This window comes from Pseudomonas sp. BN607 (assembly GCF_029871175.1).
GTDB lineage: Bacteria > Pseudomonadota > Gammaproteobacteria > Pseudomonadales > Pseudomonadaceae > Aquipseudomonas.
Window position 1 is genome coordinate 26,023 of record NZ_SSOE01000064.1, and the last position, 16,705, is coordinate 42,727.

Annotated in this window: 17 protein-coding genes; 4 read left to right on the forward strand and 13 right to left on the reverse strand. The window is 63.8% G+C overall.

The features are described 5' to 3' along the window. Positions 1-237: 237 nt before the first annotated feature. The 4 genes from E8E68_RS21075 to E8E68_RS21090 are packed head-to-tail and all read right to left on the reverse strand — an operon-like array spanning position 238 to position 3,892. On the reverse strand, positions 238-1,155 hold the full coding sequence (locus E8E68_RS21075; RefSeq protein ID WP_280344408.1) for a biotin-dependent carboxyltransferase family protein: 918 nt from the start codon (positions 1,153-1,155) through the stop codon (positions 238-240). After that, positions 1,152-1,838 carry a 5-oxoprolinase subunit PxpB gene (gene pxpB, locus E8E68_RS21080; protein WP_280344411.1) on the reverse strand — a complete coding sequence of 229 codons (687 nt, stop codon included), beginning with the start codon at positions 1,836-1,838 and terminating at the stop codon, positions 1,152-1,154. Before pxpB ends, E8E68_RS21075 begins: the two co-directional genes overlap by 4 nt. Then, positions 1,835-2,614, reverse strand: coding sequence for a 5-oxoprolinase subunit PxpA (locus tag E8E68_RS21085; protein WP_280344414.1), 780 nt, complete (start codon positions 2,612-2,614; stop codon positions 1,835-1,837). The genes pxpB and E8E68_RS21085 overlap by 4 nt, the downstream gene beginning before the upstream one ends. Positions 2,615-2,623: 9 nt before the next feature. Then, on the reverse strand, positions 2,624-3,892 hold the full coding sequence (locus E8E68_RS21090; protein ID WP_280344622.1) for an MFS transporter: 1,269 nt from the start codon (positions 3,890-3,892) through the stop codon (positions 2,624-2,626). A gap of 144 nt (positions 3,893-4,036) precedes the next feature. Between E8E68_RS21090 and E8E68_RS21095 the strand changes: the two genes are divergently transcribed. Further along, positions 4,037-4,948, forward strand: coding sequence for a LysR family transcriptional regulator (locus tag E8E68_RS21095; RefSeq protein ID WP_266031594.1), 912 nt, complete (start codon positions 4,037-4,039; stop codon positions 4,946-4,948). A gap of 71 nt (positions 4,949-5,019) precedes the next feature. Here the strand turns inward: E8E68_RS21095 and E8E68_RS21100 are convergent, their stop codons facing one another. The 3 genes from E8E68_RS21100 to E8E68_RS21110 are packed head-to-tail and all read right to left on the reverse strand — an operon-like array spanning position 5,020 to position 6,836. Beyond that, on the reverse strand, positions 5,020-5,541 hold the full coding sequence (locus tag E8E68_RS21100) for a DUF2937 family protein (protein ID WP_266031596.1): 522 nt from the start codon (positions 5,539-5,541) through the stop codon (positions 5,020-5,022). A 9-nt stretch (positions 5,542-5,550) separates the two neighbouring features. Beyond that, positions 5,551-6,324, reverse strand: coding sequence for a class II glutamine amidotransferase (locus tag E8E68_RS21105; protein ID WP_266031598.1), 774 nt, complete (start codon positions 6,322-6,324; stop codon positions 5,551-5,553). A gap of 14 nt (positions 6,325-6,338) precedes the next feature. Continuing rightward, complete coding sequence (locus tag E8E68_RS21110; protein WP_266031600.1) at positions 6,339-6,836, reverse strand: MFS transporter; 498 nt, start codon at positions 6,834-6,836, stop codon at positions 6,339-6,341. Between the two features lie 96 nt (positions 6,837-6,932). Here E8E68_RS21110 and E8E68_RS21115 point away from each other — a divergent pair, with 96 nt between their 5' ends. After that, the gene (locus E8E68_RS21115) at positions 6,933-8,975 is read left to right on the forward strand and encodes a S9 family peptidase (RefSeq protein ID WP_280344419.1); all 2,043 of its coding nucleotides are present in this window, start codon (positions 6,933-6,935) and stop codon (positions 8,973-8,975) included. A 47-nt stretch (positions 8,976-9,022) separates the two neighbouring features. Here the strand turns inward: E8E68_RS21115 and E8E68_RS21120 are convergent, their stop codons facing one another. Beyond that, positions 9,023-9,301, reverse strand: coding sequence for a hypothetical protein (locus E8E68_RS21120; RefSeq protein ID WP_110743751.1), 279 nt, complete (start codon positions 9,299-9,301; stop codon positions 9,023-9,025). A gap of 133 nt (positions 9,302-9,434) precedes the next feature. On the opposite strand from E8E68_RS21120, the gene E8E68_RS21125 reads away from it, so the two are divergent. Continuing rightward, positions 9,435-9,806: a YajD family HNH nuclease gene (locus E8E68_RS21125; RefSeq protein ID WP_003254676.1), complete on the forward strand. Its 372-nt coding sequence runs from the start codon at positions 9,435-9,437 to the stop codon at positions 9,804-9,806. 71 nt (positions 9,807-9,877) lie between these two features. After that, on the forward strand, positions 9,878-10,348 hold the full coding sequence (locus E8E68_RS21130) for an RNA methyltransferase (RefSeq protein ID WP_110743752.1): 471 nt from the start codon (positions 9,878-9,880) through the stop codon (positions 10,346-10,348). Positions 10,349-10,451: 103 nt separating this feature from the next. On the opposite strand, the gene E8E68_RS21135 is transcribed toward E8E68_RS21130, so the two are convergent. The 5 genes from E8E68_RS21135 to E8E68_RS21155 all read right to left on the reverse strand — a co-directional run bounded on the left by E8E68_RS21135 (position 10,452) and on the right by E8E68_RS21155 (position 16,529). After that, a complete protein-coding gene (locus E8E68_RS21135) occupies positions 10,452-11,942 on the reverse strand; it encodes an aldehyde dehydrogenase (protein WP_266031602.1) in 1,491 nt (496 codons plus the stop codon). A gap of 13 nt (positions 11,943-11,955) precedes the next feature. Further along, a complete protein-coding gene (locus tag E8E68_RS21140) occupies positions 11,956-12,849 on the reverse strand; it encodes a dihydrodipicolinate synthase family protein (protein WP_110743754.1) in 894 nt (297 codons plus the stop codon). Between the two features lie 71 nt (positions 12,850-12,920). Then, positions 12,921-14,249: an MFS transporter gene (locus E8E68_RS21145; protein ID WP_110743755.1), complete on the reverse strand. Its 1,329-nt coding sequence runs from the start codon at positions 14,247-14,249 to the stop codon at positions 12,921-12,923. A 182-nt stretch (positions 14,250-14,431) separates the two neighbouring features. Then, the gene (locus E8E68_RS21150) at positions 14,432-15,751 is read right to left on the reverse strand and encodes an FAD-binding oxidoreductase (protein WP_280344424.1); all 1,320 of its coding nucleotides are present in this window, start codon (positions 15,749-15,751) and stop codon (positions 14,432-14,434) included. 61 nt (positions 15,752-15,812) lie between these two features. Beyond that, complete coding sequence (locus E8E68_RS21155) at positions 15,813-16,529, reverse strand: GntR family transcriptional regulator (RefSeq protein ID WP_266031607.1); 717 nt, start codon at positions 16,527-16,529, stop codon at positions 15,813-15,815. Positions 16,530-16,705 lie beyond the last annotated feature (176 nt).

Sequence of the window (16,705 nt, forward strand, 5' to 3'; positions counted from 1 at the left end):
TGTCCAAGTGATATTGCCTGTGCCGGCCCTTTCGCGGGTAAACCCGCTCCCACAGGTACGGCGTAGGCCTCAGGATTGAGCTATTCCCTGTGGGAGGAAGGGATGCGGTAACTGTCCAAGTGAAGTTGCCTGTGCCGGCCCTTTCGCGGGTAAACCCGCTCCCACAGGTACGGCGCAGGCCTCAGGATTGAGCTATTCCCTGTGGGAGCGGGTTTACCCGCGAAGAGGCCGGCAGCGTCACCGCCAACGTTCCAGATATACCTGCTGCTCGCGCCAGGCCTCGTCCTGCACCACGGCCCTGAACCGCACCACCGCACCCGGCATGCATTGCGCCAGTTGCGCCAGCGCAAGCGGCGTGAGCGCGCCCAGCCGCGGGTAGCCGCCAATGGTCTGCCGGTCATTGAGCAACACGATCGGCTGCCCGTCCGGCGGCACCTGTACGGCCCCCAGCGGGATGCCTTCGGAAATCATCGGTGCGCCCTGGTAGACCAGCTGCGGCCCCAACAAACGGATGCCCATACGGTCGGCGCGACTGTCCAGGGTCCACTCACGGTTGAACGCGTCGAACAGGCTGGTACCACTGAAATCACCCATCTGCGCGCCCATCACCAGGTCAAGCACAGGCTGCTGCTCATGGCGCGGGCGCAACGCTTCCGGCACCTCACGCAGGTTTGCCGCAGTACCGGCGAAGGCCAGTATCTGGCCTTTAGCGAGCGCAGTCCCCTGGCCATCGATACCACCCAGTTCTTCCCGCACCACCGTGGCGCAGCTACCCAACACATCCTGGCCCACGAACCCGCCAGGTGCCGCCAGATACGCCCGCACACCCACTTTCGGCTGCTTAAAGGTCAACCGCTGCCCTTTGCCCAAGGCAAAACTGCGCCAAGGCGTCAGCGGCTTATCATCGACCTGCGCATCCAGGTCGGCACCGGCCAGTGCCAGCACGCAATCCTGCTCCGCCACTACGCTGAGCCCCCCCAGCGCCACCTCGACCACTGGCGCGCCCAGGGTGTTGCCCAACAGCCAGTTGGCCCAGTGCATCGCCACCCAGTCCAGCGCCCCGCCCTGGGTCACGCCCAGGTGGCGTACGCCGAAGCGCCCGGCATCTTGCAACTGGCACAGCGGCGTACTGGCCTCGATCTTCAATAGCTTCATCCCTGCGCCTCCGCATCACCGCCCAAGGCCAGGAATTCGCTGCGCGAAATCGCCACGAAGCGCACTCGGTCACCGGGTTGCAACAAGCTATAGCCTTCACGCTCACGGTCGAACAACCGCACCGGAGTACGCCCGATCAGGTTCCAGCCACCCGGCGACACCGCCGGGTAAGCCGCCGTCTGCCGCTCGGCAATTCCGACGCTGCCCGCCGCCACCCGTTTGCGCGGCGTGCTCAGGCGCGGGCTGGCCAGGCGCTCATCGACCAGGCCCATGAAACCGAAACCGGGGGCGAAGCCCAAGGCAAAAACCGGGTACTCGCGCTCGCTGTGCAAGCGGACCACCTGGGCCTCGCTCAACCCGCTGCGGGCTGCGAGTACTGGCAGTTCCGGGCCGACGCTGGGGTCATACCACACCGGGATTTCGTGGCGGCGGCCACCTCTGCCGGCGTCTGGCTGCAGCGCGTCCAGTGCATGGTTTATCAGCCCCCTCGCCTCGCCCGGCGGCAGGTCGAACTGCACCATCAGCGTGGTGTAGGACGGCACCAGATCGAGCAGGTGCTTGCCAAACGCCGCCCGCAAGCGCTGGCTGGCCGCGAGGATCCACGGCATGTTGGCCTCGTCGATACGTTCAAACAGGCGCACCATCAGGCTGTCGACGGCGACGACTTCGATGCGCAAGCTCATCGCGACGCCATAGCATCGAGGGCTTCGCGAATCTGCCGCACCGCCGCCACCGAACTGTCGTTGTCGCCGTGCACGCACAGGGTGCTGGCGGCCAGCTTCAAGGCGCTGCCATCATCCGCCACCAACGTGTCGCCGCGGGCCAGGCGCACGGCCTGATCTACCACCAGCGCAGGGTCGTGGTGCACCGCGCCCGGCAAGCGCCGCGACACCAGGTGGCCACTGGCGGTATAGGCGCGGTCGGCGAACGCTTCGAACCACAGCGGCACGCCGATTTCATCGCCCAGGGACTGGGCGGCGCGGTTGTCAGCCGTGGCCATCAACATCAGCGGCAGGTTGCTGTCGTAGGCCGCCACCGCCTCCAGCACAGTACGCAGCTTCAGCGGGTCGGCCATCATGTCGTTGTACAGCGCGCCATGGGGCTTCACGTAAGCCACGCGAGTACCCAGCACTTTGCAGATGCCGTCCAGCGCACCGATCTGGTAGTGCAGCAGGTCGCGGATTTCCTCGGCGCTGCAGGCCATGGAGCGGCGGCCAAAGCCGACCAGGTCCGGGTAGGCCGGGTGGGCACCGACGGTTACCCCGTGCTCCAGCGCCAGGGCCACGGTGCGGCGCATGATACCGGGGTCGCCAGCATGGTATCCGCAAGCGATGTTGGCGCAATCGATGTACGGCATGACCTCGGCATCCAGGCCCATGCGCCAGCTGCCGAAACTCTCGCCCATGTCGCAATTGAGTAGCAGGCGTTCCACCACACGGCCTCCGTTGTTGTTGTGCATATGCCTACCTTACCTTGCCTGCAGCTGTTTGCCGCGTGTTTCCGGCAGGCTCAATGCCGCCACGATCACCACGCCATAGGACACGGCAGAAAACACCCCTATGCCCATGCCCAGCGGCACCTTCTGGCCGAGCACGCCGATAAGCAGCGGGAACAGCGCCGCAATGACCTTGCCGATGTTGTAGCAAAAGCCCTGCCCTGAACCGCGGATGCGCGTGGGGAACAGTTCGGTGAGGAACGCGCCCATGCCACTGAAGATGCCCGAGGCAAAGAAGCCCAGCGGGAAGCCCAGCCACAGCATCACCCCGTCGCTGACCGGCATTTGCGTGTACAGCAACACGATCACGAACGAGCCCACGGCAAACAGAATGAAGTTTTTCTTGCGCCCCAGCAGATCGGACAGGTACGCGCTGACCACATAACCCACATACGAGCCGACGATCACCATGGCCAGGTAGCCACCGGTACCCAGCACACTCAGGCCGCGCTCTTGCTTGAGGAAGGTCGGCAGCCACGAGGTGATGGCGTAGTATCCGCCCAGCGCACCGGTGGTCAGCAGCGACGCGCGCACAGTGGTCCAGAGCATCCCCGGGGCAAAGATTTCGTAGAAGTGCGACGGCGCCTCGGCGGCTTCCGCTGCCTTGGCCTTGCGATAAACCTCCGGGTCCTTGACCAGGCGGCGGACAAAGATCACGAAGATCGCCGGCACCAGCCCCAGCAGGAACAGCGCACGCCAGGCCTGCTCTGGCGGCAGCCAGGAGAACAGCAGCGCATAGAGGATGGCGGTGAGCCCCCAGCCGATGGCCCAGCCGGACTGCACCATGCCCACCGCCTTGCCACGGTCCTGGGCGCGGATCACTTCGCCGATCAGCACTGCGCCTGCAGTCCATTCGCCACCAAAGCCGAAGCCCATCAGGGTGCGGGCGATCAGCAACTGCTCGTAGTTCTGGGCAAAACCGCAGAGGAAGGTGAAAAAGGCAAACCACAGCACCGTCAGCTGCAGGGTACGCACTCGGCCGATGCGGTCGGAAAGGATGCCCGCGATCCAGCCACCCACGGCCGAGGCGATCAGTGTGCTGGTGTGGATCAGCCCGGCTTCGGTGGTGGTGATGCCCCACAGCATGATCAGCGTGGGAATGACGAAGCTGAGCATTTGCGTGTCCATGCCGTCCAGGCCATAGCCGATCTTGCAGCTCCAGAAGGTGCGCCGTTGCTGTGAGTCGATGTCGCGATACCAGGCGAAAGGCCCGGACGAAGAGGGGGAACTGACCTGCTGCACGCCGGTGGGGTTCATGCTTGCCTCGGCTTGTTGGTATTGTTTTATGGGCGACCTGAAACGTCGCGGCCTGAGCGCCATGTTCAGAGGCTGCGACGCCTGCGTCCAACGAGAAAAATCGCCGGTCTGGAACAAGAAAAACTGATCATGAACCTTCGCTTCCTCGAAACCTTTGTCTGGGTCGCCCGCCTCAAGAGCTTCCGCCTGACTGCGGAAAAGCTGTTCACCACCCAGGCCTCGGTCTCCAGCCGCATTGCGGCGCTCGAGGCCGACCTGGGGGTAAAGCTGCTGCTGCGCGACTCTCGTGGCGTCAGCCTGACCCCGGAAGGCGGCAAGGTGCTGGAATATGCCGAGCGCATGCTGGAAACCGCCGAGGCCATGAAGCAATCGCTGGGCAGCGACCGCGCCAAGGTCGGGCGCATTCGCATCGGGGTGATGGACACGGTGATCCACACCTGGATGAACGCGCTGGTGGCCGAGCTGACCGAACGCTACCCGCAGGTGGAAATCGAGCTGGTCGCCGATACCGCGCTGAACCTGCGCGAGCAGCTGCAAAAGGGCTTTCTCGATGTGATCCTGCAGACCGACCTGCTGCGCGAACAGTCGATCCGCAGCCTCGACCTGGCGCGCTATCCGATGGGCTGGGTGGTGGCCGCCGGCTCGCACCAGCACCGCGACTACGCCTCGCTGGCCGAGCTTGGGCGTGAGCGGATCATCACCTTCTCGAAGAACTCGCGGCCGCACCAGGAGGTGCTGAGCCTACTGCAAGCTGCGGGCGCCGAGACGCCACGCCTGAACTGCGTGAACTCGGTGGCGGCGATTACCCGGCTGCTGCGTGACGGCTTTGGCATTGGCGCATTGCCGCCGGCGCTGGTGGATGCCGAGCTGAGCCGAGGCGAGCTGGTATTGCTGGGAGGGCTGCAACCGCCGTCGAGCCTGGAACTGGTGGTGGCCTGGCAGACCGGGGTGGCGCTGGTGGATGAAGTGGTCGGGGTGTGCCGGCAGGTGCTGGAGCGGTATGCGCGGGATGTGGGTGGGCAGCGTATCGTACTGGTCTGAACGACAGGCTCTGCCTGTACCAGCCCTTTCGCGGCCTGCCCGCGAGAGGGCCGGTACAGGTACAGCAGAACTTAGCGCCAGCTCTCTTTCACCACCCTGCGCCGCCCGCCAAGGATCACCCAGCCAATCCCCAACAACAGGCTTTCGACCACAAACGCCAGCACAAAACCAGCACCAACACCCCAGCCAATTGCCTCGGGCACCAGCAGAATCTGGTAGCTGTAGCCATTCAGGGTTTCTTCACGCAACTGCGGGTCAGCCTGCACCAGCACATGCCAGGTACGCTCGGCCCAGGGCCCTTGCAGCGCCTGCCACTCGTTTTCCAGCAGCTGGTTGCGGATCATCAGGCTTTCGATGCTGTTGGCATCACTGTTGAACACCGGGTCGTCACTGCTGCGGTAATGCCGCAACAGTGCTTGCAAGTCGCCATTGAAGAAGCGCTCCGCAGTCTGTTTGAAGCCATCCAGTGCTTCACGCGACTCGAACAGGTGCGCCTCGACCCGCTGGCTGTAGTCCTTGACCAGCCCCGGGACCTGGATGCCGGCCAGCAGGCCGAAGGTGAACAGCAGCAACCGCAGGTAACTTCTGAACATGCAGCGTCCTTAGCTCTGGCCGTGCGCTGTGCACTCTCCGTGCCGCCACAGGGCCCACTGACCCGGCTCGTAGCGCTGCCAGGTCTCGTTCTCGGTCAGGGCCTCGGTGGCGATCACCGTGACCACGTCGTTGGGGGTCGTTTCGGTATGAAAATCGACGATCAGGTCGACATCCTTCAAGCGTGCTGCACCAAACGGCGCACGGCGGGTAATGTGCACCAACTTGGTGGAGCAGAAGCAGAACAGCCAGTCGCCATCGCTGAGCATGCAGTTGAATACACCCTGGCCACGGTAGCCGGCACAGGCTTCGACCAGCACCGGCAGCAGCTGTTCCACCGGGACCGGCTCGGGGAAGGCGCTGCGGATGCGGTTGAGCAGGTCGCAGAAAGCCGCTTCGCTGTCGGTATCGCCCACCGGCCGGTAGAAACTGGCCAGGCCCTTGAACTCGCCCAACTGGCCGTTGTGCGCAAAGCACCAGTTGCGGCCCCACATTTCGCGCACGAACGGGTGGGTGTTGGACAGGCACACCTTGCCGACGTTGGCCTGGCGGATATGGCCGATCACCACTTCGCTCTTGATCGGGTAGCGCTGCACCAGGTTGGCCACTTCCGACTCGCTGCTGGCGGCCGGGTCCTGGAACAAGCGCAGGCCACGCCCTTCGTAAAAGCCGATACCCCAGCCGTCACGGTGCGGGCCGGTACGACCACCACGCTGCATCAGCCCGGTGAAGCTGAAGACGATGTCGGTGGGGACGTTGGCACTCATGCCCAGCAGTTCGCACATGGCTGTGTCTCCGCTTACAGACGGGGCTCGACCCGGCCATTGCCACGCGGGGCGGCTGGCGGTGGGTCGTCACGGTAACGGTCGCGGCGCTCGGCCGCCAGCGGCGCCTGGGCAGCGAGCTGGTCGTCTTCGGCCGCCTGGCGCTGGGCAGCGGCTTCGGCTTGGGCACGGCGCTCGCGGGCGCGCTTTTCCAGCGGCCAGCGCGCCAGCACGAAAAGAAAGTACAGGCCGAAGGCGATCATTCCGTACATGGCGAAGTCGGACACCGCACGCCAGGCATTGTTGCCGACCTTGAAGGCGACATCCAGGGCGGTGATGGCGATGGCCGGGGCGAAGCTTTCCTTGGCCGGGTCGACGATGGTCGGGGTCAGCAGCAGCACCGCCAGCAGCACCCGCAGCGGTTCGCGCAGCCAGCGCCACATCCACCCGGTGAGTTTGAAGCCCACCAGCAGGCAGCCCAGGGCTGCAACTGCGTACAGGCCCCAAGCGAAGGTGTAGTCGTTCTCGATCATGGTGTTCGTGCAAGCCAGGCAAAGAGTTGCCTATGATAAACACTTTTCCGGGCGCAGGCAGTGTTTGCCTGTGGCGGCCCCAACAAGAGATCCTCAATGCCAACCAAGCCCCTACCCCCGATTGCCCAGGCCGACTCAGGTACCGACCCATACGCCTGGCTGCAACAGCGCGACACCCCCGAGGTGCTCGCCTACCTGCAGGCCGAAAACGCCTACCAGGAGGCCTGCCTGGCCGACCAGGCGCCGCTGCGCGAGCAGTTGTTCGAAGAGATCAAGGGCCGCATCCAGGAAACCGACCTGTCGTTGCCCTCCCCGTGGGGCCCCTACCTGTACTACACCCGCACCACCGCTGGCGACGAATATCCGCGCCACTATCGCTGCCCGCGCCCGGCCGACGGTTCCAATACCGTCGATGAAAGCCAGGAGCAGCTGCTGCTAGACCCCAACGCCCTGGCGAACGGCGGTTTCCTCTCGCTCGGTGCATTCAACGTCAGTCCCGACCACCGCCTGCTGGCCTATAGCCTCGACACCAGCGGCGACGAAATCTACACCCTGTACGTCAAGGACCTGGCCAGCGACGACGTCACCGCCCTGCCCTTCGACGACTGCGACGGCAGCCTGACCTGGGCCAATGACAGCCAGACGCTGTTCTTCGCCGAGCTGGACGACACCCATCGGCCATGGCGCCTGCGCCGCCATACCTTGGGCAGTGAAGGCGCACAGACCGTGTTCGAAGAGCCTGACGGGCGGTTCTTCCTGCACTGCTACCGCACCAGTTCCGAGCGCCAGCTGGTGCTGCTGCTGAACAGCAAGACCACCTGCGAAGCCTGGGTACTGGACGCCGAAACCCCACAGGCGCCATTCACCTGCCTGGCGCCGCGCGTCGAAGGCCACGAGTATTTCCCCGACCATGGCCAGCTTGACGGCGAATGGCGTTGGTTCATCCGCACCAACCAGGACGGCATCAACTTCGCCCTTTACCACGCCCCGGTTGTGCCGGTGCCAAGCCGCGGGCAATGGCAAGTGCTGGTGCCGCACCGCGACGCGATCATGCTCGAAGGGCTGAGCCTGAACGCTGGCGCCCTGACCCTGAGCCTGCGCGAAGGCGGCCTGCCGATCATCGAAGTACGCCCGCAGGGCCTGCCGGCCTACCGCGTCGAGCTGCCGGATGCCGCCTACAGCCTGTACGTTCAAGACAGCCTGGAGTTCGCCAGCACACGCCTGCGCTTGCGCTACGAAGCCCTCAACCGCCCGGCCCAGGTACGCCAGCTGGAGCTGGCAACAGGGGCACAGGTGGTGCTCAAGCAAACCCCGGTGCTGGGTGCGTTCGATGCCGACGACTATGTCAGCGAGCGCCTGTGGGCCACTGCCACCGACGGCACGCGGGTGCCGATCAGCCTGGTGCGCCGCCGCCAGGACGTGGGGCAGACCGTGCCGCTTTACCTGTATGGCTATGGCGCCTATGGCGAAAGCCTCGACCCGTGGTTCTCGCATGCGCGCCTGAGCCTGCTACAGCGCGGCGTGGCCTTTGCCATTGCCCATGTACGTGGCGGCGGCGAACTGGGCGAGGCCTGGTACCGCGCCGGCAAGCAGGAGCACAAGCAAAACACCTTCAGCGATTTCATCGCCTGTGCCGAACACCTGATCGCCGAGGGGGTGACTGCAGCCGATCGGTTGGCCATCAGTGGCGGCAGTGCCGGCGGCCTGCTGATCGGTGCGGTGCTCAACCTGCGCCCCGAGCTGTTCCGCTGCGCGATCGCCGAAGTGCCATTCGTCGACGTGCTCAATACCATGCTCGACCCCGAGTTACCGCTGACCGTGACCGAGTATGACGAATGGGGCAACCCTGAAGACCCTGAGGTCTACGAGCGGATCAAGGCGTATGCGCCGTACGAGAACGTGAAGGCCCAGGCCTACCCGGCGATGCTGGTGGTGGCAGGTTACAACGACAGCCGCGTGCAGTACTGGGAAGCGGCCAAGTGGGTGGCGCGGTTGCGTACGCGCAAGACCGACAGCAACCTGCTGTTGCTCAAGACCGAGATGGGGGCTGGGCATGGCGGGATGAGCGGGCGCTACCAGGGGTTGAAGGATGTGGCGCTGGAATATGCATTCGTGTTTGGCGAGCTGGGGATCGTTTGAGGTAGCTGGGCGCGCGTTGCGCCCCAAGCGCCCTCCGCTTCTGCCTGTCAATCATCGTCCACAACCGGCTTCGGCGGCTCCGGCCGCAACCCGGGCAGTGGCTGGTCCTTCGGCGGGCCGGGCACCGGCATCGGCGGCAACAAGGGCGCACCCGGCTGGCTGTCATAAGCCTTGGGCGGCGTACTCGGGGTTATCTGCGGGTATGGCGTGGGCGTCGGCGTACCCGGCGCACCGGGCACCGGCGTATTCAGCCGGGGTGGCGTGCTGGCGGCTTCGGCCATGGGCAGGCCGGCCAGCAACAGCACAGCGAGGATCGCGTGCAACATCAGCAACCTCCTGTCGGGAACCTTCCTACAGGCTACGCCTAAATCCAGGCTTGCGCCTGTCCGCCCGCCCTGCAAGCGCGCTAGACTCAATGGCATAACCGTCATCTGCCTGATCAGAACAAAGGAAACACCCATGAGCTCCACCTCTTCCGCCGCTGCCACCGCGCGCCTGGACCGCATCCTCGCCGATGCCAAGCGCGACAAGGAAATGGGCTACCGCGACAAGGCCCTCAGAATGTACCCGCACGTGTGCGGCCGTTGCGCCCGCGAGTTCGCCGGCAAGCGCCTGAGCGAGCTGACCGTGCACCACCGGGACCACAACCACGACAACAACCCGCAGGACGGCTCCAACTGGGAGCTGCTGTGCCTGTACTGCCACGACAACGAGCACTCGCGCTACACCGACCAGCAGTACTTCAGCGAAGGCTCCACCAGCACCCCGAGCATCGCCAAGGCTACGCATAACCCGTTCGCCGGGCTGGCTGGCATGTTGAAGAAAGACTGACCATCGATTCGCCCCCCGCTGCTACCGGGCAGCCCGTATAATCGCGCTTTTTTCGCGAAGGGCCCCGGTACGTGGCAAACAAACGATACAGCTGCATCGGCCTGTTCAACCCCAAGTCACCCGAAAACGTCGGCTCGGTGATGCGCGCCGCGGGCTGCTATGGCGTCAATTCGGTGTTCTACACCGGCAAACGGTATGAACGCGCCCGTGACTTCGTCACCGACACCAAGCGCGTGCACTACGACATCCCGCTGATTGGCATCGATGACCTGCAACGCATCATCCCGCTGGGCTGCACGCCCGTGGCGGTGGAGCTGGTGGAAGGTGCGCGGCCGTTGCCGGAGTACACCCACCCGGACCGGGCCATCTACATCTTCGGTCCTGAGGACGGCACGCTGAGCGAGGAAGTGCGAGAGTGGTGTGAAGAAACCATCTACATACCCACCGAGGGCTGCATGAACCTGGCGGCGACAGTGAATGTGGTGTTGTACGACCGCATGGCCAAGGGGCTGAATACCCGCTCGGGGCCCAGGTTCAAATAAAAGGCCGCCTTTGCAGTGCCTGGACCGGCCTAATGGCCGGCACAGCCACCCCAAAAGCGGCCAGGTGCTGAGCTCCGTCAGAACAGCACCAGTCTTGCTCAGATCACGAAGCGTTGATCCAGATGGTCTTCAGCTCCGTGTATTGGTCATGGGCCCAGATGGACTTGTCGCGCCCACCGAAGCCTGACTCCTTGTAGCCACCGAACGGCGTGGTGACATCACCTTCGCCGAAGCAGTTGACCGTCACCACGCCCGCGCGGATTTCACGCGACAGGCGCAGCGCATTGCGCAGGCTGCCGGTGTAGGCCGAAGCCGCCAGGCCATAGACGGTATCGTTGGCCAGCTCGATCGCCTCGTCGATGGTCTCGAAGCTGGTCACGCTCAGCACCGGGCCAAAGATTTCCTCGACGAACAGCTTGTTGTCACGGCCAACGTTGTCGACGATGGTCGGCTGCACGAAGACGCCTTCCTCGGTTTCGCCACCCTGAACGATGCTGAGTTTCTGCTCGGCAGCGTATTCCAGGTACGACTTCACCTTTTCGAAGTGCGACTTGCTGACCATGGCGCCCAGGCGGTTGTCCGGGTCGAGCGGGTCGCCGAGTTTCCAGTCCTTCAAGTGCTTGGCGATCAGGCCCAGCAGCTCGTCCTTGACGTCCTTGTGGACGATCAGGCGCGACGAGGCAGAACAGTTTTCGCCCATGTTCCAGAACGCACCGGCAGTGACGAACTGGGCCACTTCGTCCAGGTCTTCGCAGTCGTTCATGACCACGGCCGGGTTCTTGCCACCCAGTTCCAGGACGATGCGCTTGAGGTTGGACTCGGCAGCGTATTTCAGGAACAGGCGGCCGGTGTCGGTGGACCCGGTAAAGCTGACCATCGGGATGTCCATGTGGCGGCCGATGGCTTCGCCCACTTCACGGCCACCGCCTGGCACCAGGTTGAACACCCCAGCAGGAATACCGGCCTCGTGGGCCAGTTCGGCCACGCGCAAGGCGCTGAGGGTGGTTTCCTTGGCCGGCTTGACCACGATCGAGCAACCGGCGGCCAGGGACGGGGCAATCTTCCACGCCAGCATCAGCAGCGGGAAGTTCCATGGCAGCACCAGGCCGACCACACCGATGGCTTCACGTACCACCATGGTCACGGCCGCGTTGCCGGTGGGCGCTGTGGCGTCGTAGATCTTGTCGATCAGCTCGGCGTGCCAGCGGATGGTGTGGATGGTTTCCGGCACGTCGACGGTCTGGCACTCGCTGACCGGCTTGCCGCTGTCCAGCGCTTCCAGCACTGCCAGCTCGTGGGCGTTGTCTTCCAGCAGTTGGGCGAACTTCTGCAGCACATGCTTGCGGTCGTTCGGCTGCATCTTCGACCAGGTGCCCGCTTCGAACACACGCTTGGCCGCGGCCACCGCGATGTTCACGTCATTGACGTCGCAAGCGGCGACCTCAGCCAGCTGCTTGCCGGTAGCCGGGTTGCTGGTGACGAAGGTGCGGCCAGAGATGGCATCGCGGAATTCACCGTCGATGAACGCCTTGGTGCGCAGTTGCAGGTCGGCGGCGATGGCCGCGTATTGTTCCTTGCTCAGCAAATCAGCCATGTTGGCGGCCTCCTTATTTGATCTGGGCGATGGTGGCTTTCAGTTCGGTGACCACGCGCTTGAGCGCTTGCTTCTCGGCATCGTCCAGGTCGTACAGCGGCTTGCGCACGCCGCCGGTCTTCAGCCCGTTGAGGGCCACACCGTTCTTGATCGCCTGGACGAACTTGCCACCTTCGAGGAAGTCCATCAGCGGCATCATGGCGGCCATGATCTTGCGGCCTTTGTCGAAGTCCTTCTCGATCACGCAGGCCTCGTACAGGGCCACGTGCTCGCGCGGGATGAAGTTGGAGCCGGCGCAGACCCAGCTCTTGGCGCCCCAGGCGAAGAATTCCAGGGCCTGGTCGTCCCAACCACACGACAGCTGAATGTTCGGGCGGTGGATGGCCAGGCGGTGCAGCTGGGCCATGTCACCGGAGCTTTCCTTGATGGCAACGATGTTCTTCACGTCGGCAACGGCGTCGAAGAACGCTTCGCCCATGCTCACGCTCATGCGGCCTGGGTAGTTGTAGAGCATGATCGGCAGGCCGGCGGCGGCGTCGACGGCTTTGACGTGCAGGGCGATTTCCTGCTGGGTTGGCAGCGCGTACGGCGGGGTGCCCACCAGCAGCGCGTCAGCCTTGATTTCCTTGGCGTGCTGGGCGAAGGCCACGGCGTCTTCGGTGCGGATGCCGCCGGTACCGACGATCAGCGGCAGGCGGCCATTGAGCACGTCCTTGGCCTGGGCCGCCAGGTCGATGCGTTCCTGGGTGGTGTGGGCGTAGTACTCGCCGGTGGAGCCACCAATGATGACGCCGTGGATTTTCGATTCGACCAGGTATTCTAGGACCTCGGCGAACGCCGCCTTGTCGATCGAGCCGTCCGCAGCCAGCGGAGTGATTGCCGGGGTGTAGATGCCTTCGAATTTCACGGTAGGTTCTCCAGTGCGTTGCTCAGTGTTGTAAGGCCCGCAACAACCACGCTGCGGTGGGTTGTAAGGTTTCAGCTCAGCGAAGCCGCTTGCTGCAGGTTCAGGGAACGGGTTTCCGGGGCCAGCGCGACCGAGAAAGCCAGGCCGACGAAGGTCACGGCGGCGGCGGCGTACATGGTCGCGCCAATGCCGTAGCTCTCCAGCGCGATGGGGACCAGCCAGGTGCCGACGGCCGCGCCGACACGCGACATCGAGGTGCCTACGCCTACCGCGCCAGCGCGAATCTCGGTGGGAAACAACTCGTTGGGGTAGACCAGCTGCAGCACCTGGGCGCCTCCGATGAACAGCGCGTAAGCGCCGAACAGGGCGAGGATGAGCATCTCGTTGCCGTTGCTGAAAGCACCCAGGCCGAGCAGCGCCAGCCCTGACCAGAAGAAGCTGTGCAGCAGCGTGGTACGGCGCCCGATGGTGTTCAGCAGGCGGGTGCCGATGATGCAACCGACCACGAACAGGCAAGTGATGGCGACTGAACCGATGGCTGCCCAGTCCCCTTTCAGGTTGAGCGCGCCCAACACTTTCGGAGCGAAAGCGTATACGGCAAACACCGGGATCACTGAGCAGGTCCAGAACATGGTCACGAACAGCATGCGTTTGCCGTAGCCGGAGTGCAGCAGGCTGAGGAGCGACAGCTTGCGGGTCTTGGGTTCTTCCGGCAGGTTCTGCAGCGAGAAGTTGTTGCCGTACACGCGCTTGATCACCTGTTCGGCCTCGGCCGAGCGGCCTTTGCTGATCAGCCAGCGTGGCGACTCCGGTGTGCCGAGACGGATGGCGAACAGCAGCGCGCCGATCACCGCGGCACTGGCCAGCACCAGGCGCCAGGCATCCTCACCGCCGTGGCGCAGGATTGCTTCCCCGACCATATAGGCGGTGGCAGCACCGGCGAACCACAGCACGGTCAGGGTGGCCAGGCGCGGGCCACGGTTTTTCTTCGGCAAAAACTCCACCAGCAGCGATGTCGCCACGGGGTACTCGATGCCCACTGCAATACCGATGGCAAAACGCAGCAGGAACAACGCCAGTGCAGACTCCACCCAGAACTGCGCCAGCGAGGCCAGGATGAACAGGGTCGGGCCGACGAAGAACACGCGCTTGCGGCCGAAGCGGTCGGTTAGCCAACCGCCGAAGAAGCCTCCGAAGAAAATGCCGATCAGCGCCGACGCGGCGATCATGCCTTGCCAGAAACTGGTCAGGCTCAGGCCCGCAGACATCTGCACCATGGCCACGCCGATGAGGCTCAGTACATAGCCGTCAACGAACGAGCCGCCACCGGAACGCAACGTCAGCAACTGGTGAAAGTTGTTGATCGGTACATCTTCAATCGAAACATTCGGACTTGTCATTATTGTTCCTACCATTTCTGCTACATGCACATATTCAAGGCGAGCGCCTCCGCGAAACTGAAAACACTGTTCAGCCCCGGGTACCCGGTAATTACTACCGGCCATCAATTTCGGGCTGAGTGAGCCCGTGCCGGCGAATGGAATGCCGACATGTCTGTTCTATGCCTGACGTCTGCTATCGATCAGCTTTCTTTGCCAGCGCGGAACTGCCCCCACATCAGGTTGGCGTTCAAACCCAGTGAAACCAAGGGCTGCGGCGGGTTCGAGCAAGGCCCGGGGGCATTCAGCAAAAATTCGATCAGTGCGTTCTTGTCACCGGCCAGCCAGTCGGCCAGCAACTTGCCGGTGACCGTACCGCGAGTAACGCCCAGGCCATTGCAGCACAATGCGCCGACCACATTGGGCGCCAAGTTGCCAAAGAAACCCATGTGATTACGCGACAAGGCCAGTGCACCGCCCCAGGTGTATTCGAAGTCAACGCCGGGCAACATCGGGAAACGCCGGGCGAACGATTCGCGGTGACGCTCGACGAAGCGCGCCAGGTATTTGCGGTTGCTGCGCCCGTCGGGGTTGTAGCTGAAGCTGTTGCGGATCAGCAGGCGGTTGTCGACAGTACGGCGCATGGTGGTGCCGAACGGGTCTGCGGGGATCACGCCCCAATAGGGTTTGCCGCCCAGGCGGGCCTGCTCTTCCTCGGTCAGCGGGCGGGTAATGCTGCCGTAGGTGAACACTGGCAGCATGCGGCCCTTGAGGAAGCCGAAGCTCATGCCGAAGGCATTGGTGGTCAGCACCAACTTGTCGGCGGTGATCGAGCCCTTGGCGTGTCGCAGCACCACCTTGTCACCGTACTCGACCTCGGTGATCGGCGTGTGCTCATACAGCGAGACATTGCCCGGCAGGCTGTCGGCCAGGCCTTTGACCAGCGCCGAGGGTTGCAGCAAGGCGGTACCGGGGGTAAACAGGCCTTTGCGGTAGAAGTGCGTACCAATGTGCTCGGGCAGGTCGCGCCCTTCGATCACTTCGTAGGGTTGGCCGAGTTTATCCAGGCCACGCCGATAGGCATCCAGCACCGCGATGCCACGACCCTCGACGGCGGCCTGGTACTTGCCGCAATGGCGGAACTGGCACTCGATGTCGTAGCGTTCGATCAGCTCCTTGAGGTAGGACTGGCCACCCAGGTTGAGCTTGAGCACGGTCTTGGCGATGTCGATGTCGCCGATGTAGTCCTCGGCGCCGATGTCGTGCGGCAGGTCAATGGCAAAACCGGCGTTACGCCCGGAGGTGCCAAAGCCAACCTCCTGCGCCTCGATCAACACGATCTCGTCATCCGGAAAGTTCGTCGCCAGCTGACGCGCGGCGGCCAAGCCGGTAAAACCGGCGCCGACCACCACCCAGCGGGCCTGGCTGTGGCCACTGTGGGCCGGCCTTGGCGTGCGGGGCTTGCTCAGGTGATACCAACCACAGGTGGCATCATCGGCAGGTAACGAACTTATTCTTGTCATCTCACTAACCTGGTTCTTGTTGTCGACGGTGGGTCAGCGCCGACGGCCTGACCGGGGTAACTCATAGTTGAATCGGTACATCCAGCCCTTGCGGTGCGGCGTATTCGGCCATGCGCCGGCGGGACAGCTCGAAATGTTCGCGCACCAACTGGCCAGCGGTTTGCGGGTCGCGGCGCTCGATGGCCTGGATCATCTGGTCGTGCTGGTCGCAGGCCACTTCAAGGTCGCGCTGCATGTCATCGGTGGTCGGATGGCGGTAGAAAATCTTGCCCAGCCGGGTGTGGTCGATCAGCAGGCGACGCAGGCTTGGCAGCAGGTAGTCGTTGTGCGCCATCTTGCCGATTTCCAGGTGGAAGGCGTCGTTGTAGAGCACGCGGTTTTCCACGTCGCGCTCTTCGATGGCGCGGCGGAAGTGGGCCTGAATGGCCTTGAGCCCTTCGATTTCAGCTTCGCTGGCGTAGGTGGCGGCCAACTGGGTAGTGGCCACGTAGATAAGCGGCGCAGCAACGTAGAAGCTGTGCAGCGACTCATGGTTCATGGCGGCGACACGGGGTGCGCGGTTAGCTTCCAGTTCGATGTAGCCTTCGGCGGCAATCTGGCGCAGCAGCTCACGCACCGGGGGGCGCGACAGACCAAATTCATCGCACAGGGCCAGCTCGTCCACCACCGCACCTGGCGCCAGCTCCATGCTGAGAATCCGACGGCGCAGCGCTTCGGCGAGGACGGCTTTGCGGTCCTGCGGCACGTCGGCGGTGAGGGGTTGAACACTGGCTTTCATGGCGGCCTTCTTTGTTGTCATAGCGCTGTGTCTACTATTTGTATAACGACTATAGGGCACTGTTAGACAATGTGTCTACAGCATTTTCGATGAACGGCAAAAACTGTCTGGCCCTTTATTTTCAAGGGTTACAGCGGGATTAGAGGGGAGATTAAACACCCTCGAGGCTGCATTGC

Bases quoted from the DNA above. Each gene is read 5' to 3' on its own strand.
- E8E68_RS21075 (WP_280344408.1), bottom strand. From the start codon at position 1,155: ATGAAGCTATTGAAGATCGAGGCCAGTACGCCGCTGTGCCAGTTGCAA.
- E8E68_RS21145 (WP_110743755.1), bottom strand. From the start codon at position 14,249: ATGACAAGTCCGAATGTTTCGATTGAAGATGTACCGATCAACAACTTT.
- E8E68_RS21125 (WP_003254676.1), top strand. From the start codon at position 9,435: ATGAGCTCCACCTCTTCCGCCGCTGCCACCGCGCGCCTGGACCGCATC.
- E8E68_RS21115 (WP_280344419.1), top strand. From the start codon at position 6,933: ATGCCAACCAAGCCCCTACCCCCGATTGCCCAGGCCGACTCAGGTACC.
- E8E68_RS21120 (WP_110743751.1), bottom strand. From the start codon at position 9,301: ATGTTGCACGCGATCCTCGCTGTGCTGTTGCTGGCCGGCCTGCCCATG.
- E8E68_RS21110 (WP_266031600.1), bottom strand. From the start codon at position 6,836: ATGATCGAGAACGACTACACCTTCGCTTGGGGCCTGTACGCAGTTGCA.
- E8E68_RS21085 (WP_280344414.1), bottom strand. From the start codon at position 2,614: ATGCACAACAACAACGGAGGCCGTGTGGTGGAACGCCTGCTACTCAAT.
- E8E68_RS21095 (WP_266031594.1), top strand. From the start codon at position 4,037: ATGAACCTTCGCTTCCTCGAAACCTTTGTCTGGGTCGCCCGCCTCAAG.
- E8E68_RS21155 (WP_266031607.1), bottom strand. From the start codon at position 16,529: ATGAAAGCCAGTGTTCAACCCCTCACCGCCGACGTGCCGCAGGACCGC.
- pxpB (WP_280344411.1), bottom strand. From the start codon at position 1,838: ATGAGCTTGCGCATCGAAGTCGTCGCCGTCGACAGCCTGATGGTGCGC.
- E8E68_RS21105 (WP_266031598.1), bottom strand. From the start codon at position 6,324: ATGTGCGAACTGCTGGGCATGAGTGCCAACGTCCCCACCGACATCGTC.
- E8E68_RS21150 (WP_280344424.1), bottom strand. From the start codon at position 15,751: ATGACAAGAATAAGTTCGTTACCTGCCGATGATGCCACCTGTGGTTGG.
- E8E68_RS21100 (WP_266031596.1), bottom strand. From the start codon at position 5,541: ATGTTCAGAAGTTACCTGCGGTTGCTGCTGTTCACCTTCGGCCTGCTG.
- E8E68_RS21135 (WP_266031602.1), bottom strand. From the start codon at position 11,942: ATGGCTGATTTGCTGAGCAAGGAACAATACGCGGCCATCGCCGCCGAC.